10 protein-coding genes are annotated in these 13,983 nt (G+C 64.4%); 8 read left to right on the forward strand and 2 right to left on the reverse strand.

Features of this window, described 5'->3' with window-relative positions; genetic code table 11:
* Positions 1 to 54: 54 nt before the first annotated feature.
* The 6 genes from PAQ31011_RS20340 (at position 55) to PAQ31011_RS20365 (ending at position 7,354) form a co-directional block, all read left to right on the forward strand.
* Positions 55 to 1,080 carry an ABC transporter ATP-binding protein gene (locus tag PAQ31011_RS20340; protein WP_217424880.1) on the forward strand — a complete coding sequence of 342 codons (1,026 nt, stop codon included), beginning with the start codon at positions 55 to 57 and terminating at the stop codon, positions 1,078 to 1,080.
* On the forward strand, positions 1,077 to 2,183 hold the full coding sequence (locus PAQ31011_RS20345) for an ABC transporter ATP-binding protein (protein ID WP_150577543.1): 1,107 nt from the start codon (positions 1,077 to 1,079) through the stop codon (positions 2,181 to 2,183). Before PAQ31011_RS20340 ends, PAQ31011_RS20345 begins: the two co-directional genes overlap by 4 nt.
* A 43-nt stretch (positions 2,184 to 2,226) precedes the next feature.
* Positions 2,227 to 3,729 (forward strand): ABC transporter substrate-binding protein, encoded by a 1,503-nt coding sequence (locus tag PAQ31011_RS20350; protein ID WP_150577544.1) that lies wholly within the window; start codon positions 2,227 to 2,229, stop codon positions 3,727 to 3,729.
* Positions 3,730 to 3,742: 13 nt separating this feature from the next.
* Positions 3,743 to 4,687, forward strand: a complete 945-nt coding sequence (locus PAQ31011_RS20355) for an ABC transporter permease (protein ID WP_150577545.1) — start codon at positions 3,743 to 3,745, stop codon at positions 4,685 to 4,687.
* A 12-nt stretch (positions 4,688 to 4,699) separates the two neighbouring features.
* On the forward strand, positions 4,700 to 5,638 hold the full coding sequence (locus tag PAQ31011_RS20360; RefSeq protein WP_246179698.1) for an ABC transporter permease: 939 nt from the start codon (positions 4,700 to 4,702) through the stop codon (positions 5,636 to 5,638).
* 78 nt (positions 5,639 to 5,716) lie between these two features.
* The gene (locus PAQ31011_RS20365; protein WP_150577546.1) at positions 5,717 to 7,354 is read left to right on the forward strand and encodes a gamma-glutamyltransferase family protein; all 1,638 of its coding nucleotides are present in this window, start codon (positions 5,717 to 5,719) and stop codon (positions 7,352 to 7,354) included.
* A 21-nt stretch (positions 7,355 to 7,375) separates the two neighbouring features.
* On the opposite strand, the gene PAQ31011_RS20370 is transcribed toward PAQ31011_RS20365, so the two are convergent.
* Together PAQ31011_RS20370 and PAQ31011_RS20375 are read right to left on the reverse strand one after the other, a co-directional pair.
* Positions 7,376 to 8,743 (reverse strand): MFS transporter, encoded by a 1,368-nt coding sequence (locus PAQ31011_RS20370; RefSeq protein WP_150577547.1) that lies wholly within the window; start codon positions 8,741 to 8,743, stop codon positions 7,376 to 7,378.
* A 106-nt stretch (positions 8,744 to 8,849) separates the two neighbouring features.
* The gene (locus PAQ31011_RS20375) at positions 8,850 to 10,118 is read right to left on the reverse strand and encodes a flavin-dependent oxidoreductase (protein WP_150577548.1); all 1,269 of its coding nucleotides are present in this window, start codon (positions 10,116 to 10,118) and stop codon (positions 8,850 to 8,852) included.
* A 122-nt stretch (positions 10,119 to 10,240) separates the two neighbouring features.
* Between PAQ31011_RS20375 and PAQ31011_RS20380 the strand changes: the two genes are divergently transcribed.
* Together PAQ31011_RS20380 and PAQ31011_RS20385 are read left to right on the forward strand one after the other, a co-directional pair.
* On the forward strand, positions 10,241 to 11,182 hold the full coding sequence (locus PAQ31011_RS20380) for a LysR family transcriptional regulator (protein ID WP_150577549.1): 942 nt from the start codon (positions 10,241 to 10,243) through the stop codon (positions 11,180 to 11,182).
* Between the two features lie 288 nt (positions 11,183 to 11,470).
* On the forward strand, positions 11,471 to 13,927 hold the full coding sequence (locus PAQ31011_RS20385; protein WP_150577550.1) for an MCP four helix bundle domain-containing protein: 2,457 nt from the start codon (positions 11,471 to 11,473) through the stop codon (positions 13,925 to 13,927).
* Positions 13,928 to 13,983: the final 56 nt, after the last annotated feature.

A 13,983-nucleotide genomic window follows, 5' to 3' on the forward strand; every position in this document is an offset into this window, starting at 1 on the left:
TCATGCACATCCCGCATGAGCGGGTGGCCGACCCACACAACGCGCCCCATGACCATGCCCGCAGATGCTGGGCCGGTGCTTGACGTCACCGGACTGTCGCTGAAATTCTCCAAGGCACCCGACGCGCCGAATCTGATCGATGGCGTCTCTTTCGCCGTGCACCCCGGTAAGACGTTGTGCATCGTCGGCGAATCGGGATGCGGCAAGAGCGTCACTTCGCTGGCGCTCATGGGCTTGTTGCCCAGCCCGCCGGCCAACCTCGTGGCCGGACGCGCCGTCTTCGAAGGTCGCGACCTGCTGGCGCTGGACGAACGCGACTTCGCGGACCTGCGCGGCAATCGTCTGGCGATGATCTTTCAGGAGCCGATGACGTCGCTCAACCCGTCCTTCACGATCGGCCATCAGATCGAAGAGGGCATTCGGCGGCATCGCGGACTGGACCGGCGCGCCGCGCGTGCCGAAGCGCTCGACATGCTCAAACTCGTGCGCATTCCCGCGCCCGAAACCCGGCTCGATAACTACCCGCATGAACTGTCCGGCGGTATGCGTCAGCGCGTGATGATCGCGATGGCGCTCGCCAACCGGCCTGCGCTGCTCATTGCCGACGAACCCACGACGGCGCTCGACGTCACGATTCAGGCGCAGGTGCTCACGCTCATTCAGACGCTGCAACGCGAAACCGGCACCGCCGTCGTGCTCATCACGCACGATCTGGGTGTGGTGGCCGAAGTGGCGGACGATGTCGCCGTGATGTACGCCGGGCGTATCGTCGAATACGGCACGGTGAGCGAGATCTTCGACGATCCGCAGCACCCTTACACCATCGGGCTGATGGGCGCGATTCCGTCCATCGGCAAGCGCGAAGGCACGCTCGCGACGATCCGCGGCGCAGTGCCCTCGCCTGAGCGTATGCCAGCGGGCTGCCGGTTCGCGCCGCGCTGCCCGTTCGCCGAGGCACGTTGCACGCGTGAAGCACCGCCCGAGCGGACATTGTCCGGCGCGCACCGCGTGGCCTGCTGGCTTGCGCCGGTCGAGTTGCTCACTCCGCCGCCGTCTTTGCGTGAGGAGGCCGTTGCATGAGCACGCCATCGTCAAACTCACCGCTGCTCGAAGCGCGCGATCTGACCAAGCACTTCGGTGGCCATCGCCTCGGCTTCTCACGCGCCCCCACGGTATATGCCGTCAACGGCGTCTCGTTCGCCGTGCAGGCGGGTGAGACGTTCGCCATCGTCGGCGAATCGGGCTGTGGCAAATCCACCTTGGGACGTCTGCTGCTGCGACTACTCGACGCGACGCGCGGCGAAGTGCGCTATCAGGGCGAAGACATCATGACGCTGGGGGCGGGCGCGATGCGACGTCTGCGGCGCGAACTCCAGATCATCTTCCAGGACCCGTTTGCCTCGCTCAACCCGAGCATGACCGTGGGCGGTCTGATCGGTGAACCGATTGCGCTGCATGGCCTCGCGCACGGACGCGCCCGTGACGAGCGCGTCGCAGAACTGCTGCGCACGGTCGGCCTGCAACCGGACTACGCGCAACGCTTCCCGCATGAGTTTTCCGGCGGTCAGCGCCAGCGCATCGGTATTGCACGCGCGCTGGCCGGCGAGCCGCGCGTGATCATCGGTGACGAGCCCGTCTCGGCGCTCGACGTCTCTGTGCAAGCGCAGGTCATCAACCTGCTCGAACGGCTGAAGCACGACTTCGGCCTCACGCTCATCATGGTCGCGCACGATCTGGCGGTGATTCGCCACATGAGCGACCGGGTGGCGGTGATGTACCTCGGCGAAATCGTCGAACTGGCGAGCGCCGATGCGCTCTTCGACAACCCGCTGCATCCCTACACGCAGGCGTTGCTTCAGGCGATTCCGGCGAGCCGTCCGCATCTGCGACGCGAGCGCGCACCGCTGGGTGGCGAACTGCCGAGCCCGACCGCGCCGCCGCCGGGCTGTCGCTTCCACCCGCGCTGCCCGCATGCACGTGCCGCTTGCCGCGAGCAGAAGCCGGTCGACGAAGTGCTGCCGGACGGCCGACAGGTCGCCTGCCACTTCTGGCACGAGATTCAGAACGCCGGTGCAAGCCCTGCGCGGGCGGCGGCACCGAGCGAAAAGCTGGGCGAACGGCTCGCGCTGTACCGGGCACGACAGTCGCAGGCGGACGCGATTCTGAATCGCACGAGTGCATAAGAACACTTTCACGACACCATCACACAGACAAGGGATCACACGCATGCGCAACGTTCTGCTCGATCTTGTATTGGCGGCGGCTCTGACGACCGGCGCGGCTTCGGCCATGGCGCAATCGACTATCCGGATTGGCTTGCAGGAAGACATCGGTTCGCTCGATCCTGCGCGCAGTTCGCAGGTCGTCGACCGCATGGTGCTGCGCTCGCTGTGCAGCTCGCTGGTCGATATCAGCACCGATCTGAAGTTCGTGCCGATGCTGGCCACCGCGTGGAATGTGAGCGCCGACGGCAAGACGTGGACGTTCAAGCTGCGTAAGGGCGTGAAGTTTCACGACGACGAGCCGTTCAACGCCGCCGCAGTGAAGGCCAACCTCGACCGTGCACGCACGATGCAGGCAAGTAACCGCAAGAGCGAGCTGTCGTCCATCGACCATGTCGATGTAGTGGATGACTCGACGGTGAACATCGTGCTCAAGGCCCCGGATTCGGCGCTGCTCGCCACGCTGTCCGACCGCGCAGGGATGATGCTCGCGCCCAAGACGCTCGCCGACGACGCGAGCGTGCAATCGAAGCCGGTGTGTTCCGGTCCGTACAAGTTCGTGCAGCGCGTGCAGAACGATCGCGTGGTGCTGGAGAAATTCCCGGGCTTCTGGGACGCCGACAAGTACCCCATCCAGAAGGTCATTTTCCTGCCGATTCCGGACACGACGGTGCGTCTCGCGAACGTGCGTTCCGGCTCGCTCGACATGCTGGAGCGTCTCTCGCCGTCCGACGTGAAGTCGGTCAAGCGCGACGCGAACCTCACCTTCATCTCGATGGACGGCCTGGGCTACTACGGCCTGACGTTCAACGTCGCGCCGAATGCGAACAAGGCGCTGCGTGACAAGCGCGTGCGTCAGGCGTTCGATCTGGCTATCGACCGCGACGCGATCAATCAGGTGATCGGCGGCGGCATCTTCACGCCCGCCAATCAGGCATTGCCGCACTCCGGGCAGTATTACGACACGTCGATCAAGACCACGAAGCGCGACGTTGCCAAGGCAAAGGCGCTGCTGAAGTCGGCGGGCTTCGAGAAGGTGAACGTCACGCTGAGCTTCGGCAACAGCACCGTCTCCAACCAGATGGCGCAGATGTTGCAGGCGATGCTCGCGGAAGCGGGGATCACGCTCAAGCTGCGTCCGATGGACTACGCGGCGGCGCTCGACGCAGCGCATCGCGGCGACTTCGACGTGCTCTACAACGGCTGGTCGGGGCGCGTCGATCCGGACGGCAACCTGCATCAGTTCGTCTCCTGCAAGGGCAACCTGAACTACGGCCAGTACTGCAACGCCGAGGTCGACAAGCTGCTGAACGACGCACGCGTGAAGTCCACCGTCGCCGAGCGCAAGCCGTTGTATGACGCCGCGAACAAGATTCTCGCGGACGAAGACCCGATCCTCTATCTGTACGTGCAGCCGTGGCCGTATGTGCTCACGAAGAAGGTGCAGGGCTTTGTGGCCTACCCGGACGGTCTGATCCGTCTGCGCGGCGTGACCATCAAGGGCTAAGGGGACTGCCGCCATGCTGCGCCTCGTCGTCCATCGTGCGCTGGTTGCCATTCCAACGCTCATCATCGTGTCGATGATGATCTTCGGGTTGCAGAAGATGCTGCCCGGCGATCCCGTGCTCGCGATGGCCGGCGAGGATCAGAACCCGCAGGTCATTGCCGCGCTGCGCGAGAAGTACCACCTCGACAAGCCGCTGCCCACGCAGTACGCGCTGTGGATCGGCAGCGTGCTGCGCGGCGATCTCGGCAACTCGTTGCGCACGGGCGAGCCGGTAACGAAACTCATCGCGCAGAAGTTGCCCGTCACCCTGCAACTTGCGATGTTCGGCCTTGTGATCGCCATCGGCATCGGTATTCCGCTGGGCATACTCTCGGCGGCCAATCGCGGCAAAGCCATCGATTACGGATCCAACGTACTGGCGCTCTCGGGCATGTCGATTCCGAACTTCTGGCTCGGCATTCTGCTGATCTTCCTCATCTCCGTGCGCTGGCAGTTGCTGCCGTCGTCGGGCTACGTGCCACCGAGCGAAGACTTGTGGATGAGCTTCAAGACGATGGTGATGCCCGCTTTCGTGCTCGGGGCGGCGCTCGGCGCGCAACTGATGCGTCACACGCGCAGCGCCATGCTCGGTGTCTTGCGCACCGATTACATCCGTACGGCACGCGCGAAAGGGCTGCTGCGCGGGACGGTGGTGCTCAAGCATGCGTTTCGCAATGCGCTGATTCCGATTGTGACGGTGCTGGCGCTGCTGTTCGGCGAGTTGCTGGCGGGGGCTGTGCTCACCGAGCAGGTCTTCACGATTCCGGGCTTCGGCAAGCTGGTCGTCGACGCCGTGTTCAACCGCGACTATGCGGTGGTGCAGGGCGTGGTGCTGGTCACTGCCGTGAGTTTCATCGTGCTGAATCTGCTGGCCGACGTGCTTTACGTCCTGCTCAACCCGCGCCTGCGTCGCGCCTGAGAATCCAAGAACATGGCTGCTATCCAGACGACACAGACGTCATCCTCTTCGCCAGCGCCGGACGCGAGTCCTACCGTCGCGCCGGTTGGCGCCGCCGTGAGCGCAGAGCGCCTGCCGCGCCGCCGCTATCGCGGGCTGCGCAAGTTCGCGCGCAACAAGGCGGCTGTCGCCGGGGCGATCATCGTCGCTTTCGCGGTGCTCGTCGCGCTGCTCGCGCCGTGGATCTCGCCTTACGACCCGATTGCCACGAGCTTCATGACGGTGCGTCAGGCACCGAGCGCGCTGCACTGGTTCGGCACCGACGAACTCGGTCGAGACATTCTCGCGCGCATGATCTACGGCGCGCAGGCGTCGCTGGCGGCGGGCGTGGTGTCGGTCGGCATCGCGGTGATCGTCGGCGTGCCGCTCGGCTTGCTTGCGGGCTACTTCGGCCGCTGGGTCGACGCCATCGTCTCGCGGCTGGCCGACGCGTTGCTGTCCATCCCGTTCCTGATTCTGGCCATTGCGATGGCAGCGTTCCTTGGCGCGAGCCTGACCAACGCGATGATCGCCATCGGCGTATCCGCCATGCCGCGCTTCGTCCGGCTGGCGCGCGCGCAGGCGCTTACCGTGAAGGCGGAAGAATATGTCGAGGGTGCGCGTGCCATCGGCCTCACGGACACACGCATCATCGTGCGCTACATCCTGCCGAACGTGCTGCCGCCGATCATCGTTCAGGCCAGTCTCACGGTCGCGACCGCGATCATCGCCGAGGCGAGCCTGTCGTTTCTCGGGCTTGGGCAATTGCCGCCGTTGCCGTCGTGGGGCTCGATGCTCAATACGGCCAAGGACTTCGTCGAGCAAGCGCCCTGGATGTCCATTTTCCCCGGTATCGCCATTTTCCTGACGGTACTCGGCTTCAACCTGCTGGGTGACGGACTGCGCGACGCGCTGGATCCTCGCGAACAATAACCGTCACGTAACCAAAGCAACATCACGCTCCGGCAGACTTATTCCAACCATTCGAGACAGAGGTCATCAGCGATTCCCATGACGCACTTCAACTGGCAAAACCCGTACCCGACGCCGCGCCTGCCGGTGTTCGCCCGCAACATCGTGTCGACGTCGCACCCGCTCGCCGCGCAAGCCGGCCTGCGCATTCTCTGGCAAGGCGGCAATGCCGTCGACGCAGCGATTGCCGCTGCCGCGTGCATGACCATCGTCGAGCCCGTCTCCAATGGTCTGGGCGGGGATTGCTTCGCGCTGGTATGGGACGGCAAGCAGGTGCATGGCCTGAACGCCTCCGGCACCGCGCCCGGCGCATGGAATGTCGACTACTTCCGTAAGAAGTACGGCGAAGAGAAGGGCCTCGCCAAGCAGCCGATTCGCGGCGTCGACTCCGTCAGTATTCCCGGCGTGATCGCCGGTTGGGAAGCGCTCCACGCGAAGTTCGGAAAGCTGCCGTTCGCCGACCTGATGGCCCCGGCCATCGAGATCGCCGAGCGCGGTCACGCGGTCGCCAACATAGTGGCACGCAAGTGGGCCGCGGCGGTGCCCGAACTCAAGAACCAGCCGGGCTACGCGCAGACGTTCATGCCGAACGGCCGTGCGCCGACCACCAGCGAGATGATGCGTATGCCGGGCCACGCCCGCACGCTGCGTCTGCTGGCGAAGGAAGGCCCGCGCGCGTACTACGAAGGCGAGATCGCCGAGCGCATCGTGGCCTGGAGCACCGAGCATGGTGGCGCGATGACGACCGACGATCTGCGCAACTATCGCGCCGATTGGGTCAAGCCCATCGAGAAGGACTATCGCGGCTACACCGTGCATGAAATCCCGCCGAATGGGCAGGGCATTGCGGCACTGATCGCGCTGGGCATTCTGGACAAGTTCGACGTCTCCAGCCTTGCGGTGGATCGCGTGCATTCGCAGCATTTGCAGATCGAAGCGATGAAGCTGGCCTTCGCCGATCTTTACAAGTACGTGGGCGATCCGCGCTCCATGGAAGTCACGCCGGAGCAGATGCTCGACGACGCTTACCTGACCGAGCGCGCGAAGCTCATCGATCCGGACAAGGCGACGCACTTCGACTTCGGCATGCCGAAGTCCGGCGGAACCATTTACCTGACCGCTGCCGACGAGCAGGGCATGATGGTCAGCTTCATCCAGTCGAACTACATGGGCTTCGGCTCGGGCGTTGTGGTGCCGGACTACGGCATCGCGCTGCAAAACCGTGGCTGCGGCTTCTCGATGGACCCGAAGTCGGCCAACGTGGTCGAGGGCGGCAAGCGTCCGTTCCACACCATCATTCCGGCGTTCCTCACGCAGAAGGTCAACGGTCAGCACGAAGCCGTGATGAGCTTCGGCGTGATGGGCGGCGACATGCAGCCGCAAGGCCATCTGCAATCGGTGGTGCGCATGCTCGACTACGGTCAGCAACCGCAGGCGGCATGCGACGCGCCGCGCTGGAAGGTCAATCGCGATTTCACCGTCGACATCGAGTCGACGATGGATCGCGAGACGGTGGCAGGGCTCGTCGCGCTGGGCCACAAGCTCAAGTCCATCGATGACCCGTACATGGACTTCGGCTCCGGTCAGTACATCTGGCGTCTGGATCGCAACGATCCGGAGCGCGGCTACGTGGCCGCGAGCGACAGCCGTCGCGACGGCCTCGCTGCGGGCTATTGAGGCTGCTGAGTCCGTTCCTTGTCAGACAGCGTCGCTCGCAGTGCGGGCGACGCGGCGGGCTTCAAGCTTTGCTTCACGTTGCACGACAGCGCTGATCGTGAAGGCCGCCACACCGGCGATGGTCACCGGCACGGCGGCCATCATGAACAGGTGCTGCGGGTCCCAGTGCAGGGCCAGCAGCACACCGCCGACCATCGGCCCGACGATGGAGCCGATACGCCCGATCCCCAAAGCCCAGCCTACACCCGTGCCGCGAATCGCCGTGGGATAGGTGCGTGCGGCCAGTGCGTTCGCGCCGATCTGTCCACCGACGACGCAGAACCCCGCCCCGAAGATCGTCGCTGCGAGCACTGAGACCGATGTGCCCGCCAATCCGACCAGCACGACGCACACCGCTGCGCCGAGATACACCACGCCGAGCGCCTTGAAAGGCGGTACGCGGTCGAATACGCGTCCGAGCGTGAGTGTGCCGAGCGTGCCGCCGATTTGCAGCATGGAGGTGATGATCGCCGCCGTATCGAGGGCGATACCCGCATCGTGAATCACCGTCGGCAGCCAGCTCGACAGGAAATACAGATCCATCAGACTCATGAAGAAGATCACCCACAGCAACACGGTGATCCGCCCGCGCTTGTCCGCGAAGAGGGCGGACACGCTGGCGTGCCCCTTGGCGTGCACGTCGACGCCGCTGTCGATGCGCGCGTCTTCCGGCAGATCGGGGGCGAGTTTTCGCAGGACGGCAAGCAGCCGCGCCGGATGCTTTGCGTGCACGATGAGAAAGCGGGGCGATTCGGGCAGATGCCGCCAGGCGAGCAATGCGGCGGCGAGCGGCAGCAAACCGCCCACGATGAATACGGACGGCCAGCCGTAATCGCGAATCAGGCCCGCTGCAGCGAGCCCGCCGAGCGCCGCGCCCAGCGAGAACCCGCAGAACATCACCATGATGGCCGTGGAGCGCACGCGCGCGGGCGCGAACTCACCGGTCAGGGCAATGGCGTTGGGCATCACGCAGCCCAGCCCGATGCCGGTGAGCAGGCGCAGCACCAGCAGCGATGTAACGGACGACGCGAACGCCGTCGCGAGCGACATCGCCCCGAAGATCAGCATGCCCGCGATCAGCACCGGGCGTCGCCCCACGCGATCGGAGACCGGTCCGCCGATGAGCGCGCCGAGCGTGAGACCGACGAGACTGGCCGAGAACACGGGACTGAGCGCCGAGCGATCGATGCCTAGCGCATGCACGATGGCCGGGGCCACATAGCCGATCGCCTGCGTGTCGAAACCGTCGAGAAAAACGATCAGCCCGCAGAGCGCTGTGACGAATATCTGATAGCGCCCGAAGGGCCGCTCGTCGATGAGCGCACGCAGATCGATGCTGGGTTGGGGCATGACACTGTCTCCATGATCGGCCTCGTTCGCGAGGCTCTGTCGAATAGGCAAAAGCGTGCGCACCCGGGGGCGCGCACGCGTCATTGGCAGTCGCCTGCCAAGCGAATCAACGTCCGGTCTGCGCCGCTTGCCCAGCGTTGAGCGCTTCGCGGTTCAGGCCCGCGACGTTCTTGTAGCGATTCGAAATCTCCGCGAGATCGGCGGCGCTGATCACATCGTCGATATGCGTGAAGGGCTTGTCGCCGCTCAGTTCGTGCACGGTTTGCAGGATCGCGTCCGGCGGCGCTTTTCGGTTCATCAGCACGACGTCGGCGGTCGCCTTGCCGCGAATGCGCTCGTAGGCGTCGAGCGCCGTGGGCGTCAGACCATGCTCGCGCAATTGTGCGGCCAGACACGGCGCGTCGAGAATCGCCTGACCCGCGCCATTCGAGCCGCGCGGCACCATCGGATGCGCGGCGTCGCCCAGCAGCGTGACACGCCCGAAGCTCCAACGCGGCAACGGATCCTGATCGACCATCGGGTATTCGAGAATCGTCTCGGTCGCCTCGATCATGCCCGCCACATCGAGCCAGTCGAAGTGCCAGTCGGCGAACGCGGGGAAGAAATCTTCCAGACGTCCCACACCGTTCCAGTCGCGACGCGCCGGACGTGGCGCTTCGATCTCCGCCACCCAGTTCACCAACTGATTGCCGTGGCCGTCGACGTTGTTACGAATCGGGTAGATCACCATCTTGCCCACCGACAGCCAGCCCGCGCGCACCATCGATGCGCCGCTCAGGAACGGCGGTAGCACGACGCTGCCACGCCACATGTTCACGCCCGAGTATCGCGGCGCACCTTCGGCCGGATAAAACTGCTTGCGTACCACCGAGTGAATGCCGTCTGCGGCGATCAGCAGACGTGCCTTGACCGGCGGCAGGGTGTCGCCCTCCGGCGACTCGAACGAGATCGTGACCTCGTCGTCGTCCTGGAGAAAGCCGGTGCAGCGATGCCCCACGACGACCGCGTCTTCTCCAAGGCGCTCACGCACAGCGGCGAGCAACACGCCCTGAAGGTCGCCCCGATGAATCGAGAACTGCGGCCACGCGTAACCGGCATGTTCTCCGGCCGGTTCGCTGTAGACGAACTGGCCGAAGCGATTGAAGAACGCCGACTCGCGCGTCGTCACGGCAACCTCGCGCAACGCGGGCGTCAGGCCTAGCCCGTCGAGCACGCGCGCGGCGTGCGGCAGGATGTTCACGCCAACGCCCAGCGGACGAATGTCGGGGACGGCCTCAAATACGCGGCAGGCGATACCGGCTTCATGCAGGTTGAGCGCGAGCGTCAAACCGCCGATACCTGCGCCGACGATGGCGACGTCGATCGATGGGGGCATGGGAAAGTCTCCTGAGCGCCAGTGCGCCGATGGTTCTGGAATGGTCACCATTAAAGCGCGTCGTCAGTCATTAGGGAATTTTGACTATCATATGAATTAATATGGATTGGTTATGAATTGACATGAACATCTCACTGCGCCAACTCAAAGCGTTCGTCCTCGTGGCCACGCTGGGTAATTTCACGCGCGCGGCGGAGCGGCTGCACATCACACAGGCGGGTTTGTCGGTGATGATGCGCGAGATCGAAACGCAACTCGGCAGCCGTCTGTTCGACCGCACGACCCGCAGCGTGACGCTGACCGACGCCGGTCATGCGTTGCTCCCGGTCGCGAGCGCAGCCGTCAGCCAACTCGATACCGTCGCGGGACAGATCGCGACGTTCGGACAGATGTCGCGCAAGACGCTGCGCATTGCGGCTACGCCCCTCGTGTCGTCGCATCTGATGCCCGAGTGGTTCGGCACGTTTCAACGGGCGAACCCCGATGTAGACCTGCGGCTGCATGAAACCGAACTCGCGCAGGTGCAAACACTCGTGGAGCAGGGCGAGGCGGACATGGGGTTCGGTTTTTTCACCAAGGCATCGCACGGCATCGAGCGAACGCTGCTGCAATCGTTTCGTCTGATGCGCGTGACGGCGGCGAAGCGGACCGCCCGCAAAACGGGAAACCCCAAAGCGGAGGCGGGCGATGCATCGTGGCACGCCCTGCGGGACGAAACGCTGATCGGTCTGCCGCCGGACAACCCGATTCAGCAACTGGTCGAGACGCATCTTGCGCGTATCGACCGGGCGGACGAGCCACGCGCGGTGTTTCGCCGCTTCGAGACGCTGATCGGCATGGCCGAAGCCGACATCGGTACCGCGATCATGCCGACGTTCGCCTTGCAGGCGTGTCGTCATCGCGCCGTCCGTTGGGAGGTACTCACTGACCCCGAAGTCACACTGGGTTTCCATCGCATCGTGAAGCGCGGGCGCGCGAAGCCCGAGCTATGGCGTCAATTCACCGAGCTGGCCGTCGAGTCGATGCAACGCATCGATGCCGTGGCGGACGAGCGCAGAAGTTAGTGCTGACTGGGTATCCGCCGAGGTGCGAGGGATGGGGGACGTTGTGAGGACCGAAATCTCGATGGTCGAGGGATACCGATCCTGTCAGTACGCACTCACTCATCTCGGATTCCTACACGGCACTACGGCATCGAGGTAACGTGAAGCTTCTGTTGATTCATCGAATCGTCACAGTTCACCCGCAATAATCACGGCGCACGAGGAATCTACAAACTAATTCGGCGGCCGATCTACTGCGTCAAATCACGCGTGGCACCGGGCGCCGGTGCGACCCGGGGAAATGACGCAATGACCATCCGTCATCGAATAACGCTATTGGTGATCCTGACGTTTGTCGCGCTCTCGATCATTGGTGGCTACGCGGTCTATCAGACACGCGCCAGCGCTCACAAAGTACGTCAGGTAACGGAAGGCGTGGTGCCCAGCGCGCTCGCTTCTGCCGATCTCGTCTCGCAAGTCAAGGCGGTGCAGATCGCCACGATGACGCTGGTCTATGCGCCCGACGAGACCGTCGTCGAACAGGCGCTCGACAATCTCAAGAAGTTGCGCGGGGACATCGACCAGTCGCTCGCCCGTCAGGCCGAAGGCGCTGCAAGCGACGCGCAGAAGGGGCTGGTGACGCAGGCCCGCGAGAGCGTCGACAACTACTTCAACGCCATCAACGACACCGCAAAGCTCAAGCAGGCGGGCAAGACCGAGATGGCGCAGGCGTTCCTCTTCGCGATGGTCGCGCAGTACCGCGACGAACTCGAAGGCGTGGTCAACACGCTGCGCGTCGAGAAGAACCGCCAGAAAGACTCGGCCATCGCCACCCTCAACGACACGCTCTCGACCACCACGACCGCCATCGGCATCGTGACGGGGCTGGCCATTGTGCTGCTCACGGCCATCGGCGCGCTGCTGTATCGCCAGATCACGCGTCCGCTCTCGCGCATGCAGGCCATGATGAGCGAGATCGCGAACAGCCAGGACTTCACCCGTCGCGTGCCGGTGGGCCGCATGGATGAAATCGGGCACTCCATCGTCGCGTTCAACGGGATGATCGAGAAGATTCAGGAGCGCTCCGCGCAACTCAAGCAGAAGACGGCCGACATTCAGGCGATGTTGCAGAACATGCAGCAGGGCATTCTGACGGTCGTCGATGGCTCGAAGGTGCACGGCGAGTACTCGGCTTACCTCGAAGCGATCTTCGAGACGCAGGACATCGCCGGTCGCGGTGTCATGGATCTGGTGTTCACCGACAGCGATCTGGGCGCCGACGCCGTCTCGCAAGTCGAAGCGGCCATCGACGCCTGTATCGGTCAGGACGCCATCAACTTCGCGTTCAACGAACACCTGCTGGTCGGAGAGATCGGCAAGCGCATGCCGGACGGCCGGATCAAGCAGCTCGATCTGACGTGGTCGGCAATCACGGATGAGACCGACACGATTCTGCGCCTCATGCTGTGTGTGCGTGACGTGACCGAGCTGCGCGAACTCGCGGCCGAAGCGAACGAGCAGAAGCAGCGCCTGGAAATGATCGGCGAGATTCTGGCGGTGAGCCAGGAGAAGTTCCATCACTTCATCGAAAGCTCGACGGGCTTCATTCGCGAGAACGAGCGCATCATCCGCAAGCATTCGCAAGCTGACAGTGCGGCGATTGCCGAGCTGTTCCGCAACATGCACACGATCAAGGGCAATGCGCGCACGTACAACCTGCAATATCTGACGAACGTCGTGCACGAGACCGAGCAGCGCTATCACGATCTGCGTGCGCCGGACGAAGCGCGTCTGTGGGACCAGGACGGCCTGATGCGCGAACTCGAACGCGTGCGCGACGCCGTCGACACGTATGCCCACATCAACGAGATGAGCCTCGGTCGCAAGGGGCCGGGCCGCACCGCCGACGAGCAGTCGATGGTGGTGGACCGCGCGCACATCCGCGCCAGCCTGCGCATGCTCGAAGCGGCCGATCCGAACGATCCGCATCAACTGGTCGCCATGCGCGATGCTGTGCACCAGACGCTGCGTCTGCTGGGCACCGAAGGCGTGGGCGAAGCGCTGGGTGGTGTGCTCGACTCGCTGCCGTCGCTGGCGGGCGAACTCGGCAAGCCCGCACCTGCCGTGCGCATCGACGACAACGGCTACCGCCTGCGTGCCCCGGCCGTGCGCATTCTGCGCGACGTCTTCATGCACCTGCTGCGCAACTCGATGGACCACGGTCTGGAAGGCGCGGACGAGCGTCGCGCGAAGGGCAAGCCGGCCGCGGGCACCATCGATATCGAAGTGGGTCTTGACCACAACATGCTGCAAGTCACGCTCACCGACGACGGTCGCGGCCTGGCGCTGCATCGCATCCGCAGCATCGCCGTTCAGCGCGGCTGGATCACTGCCGAGACGTATGTGACCGACGAGCAGATCGCACAGTTCATCTTCCGCCCGGGCTTCTCGACCGCGTCGAGCGTCACGGAAGTGTCGGGACGGGGTGTCGGCATGGACGCCGTGCAGGACTTCGTGCGCCGCGAACACGGCCGCATCGAACTGCGCTTCACGGACGAACGCAAGGGTGCGGAATTCCGTCAGTTCCAGACGGTCGTGTGCCTGCCCGACAACCTCGTGGTCGACGGCTTCGATCTGAACAGCGTGGCGGCCGATGCGGTCGACCTGCCTGCGCTGGAAGACGGTGCGACGCAAGTGGGGTCGAACGGCCTGACGGCGGCACAGGACAAGTCGCGCGACGATCTGTCGCAAACCGGCAAGGTCTGAGGCGAGGACAAAAGCGTCGGGCTTCCGGCGTTAGGACGATCGGCGAGGCGGCGCAG

The organism is Pandoraea aquatica (assembly GCF_902459565.1).
GTDB classification, from domain to species: domain Bacteria; phylum Pseudomonadota; class Gammaproteobacteria; order Burkholderiales; family Burkholderiaceae; genus Pandoraea; species Pandoraea aquatica.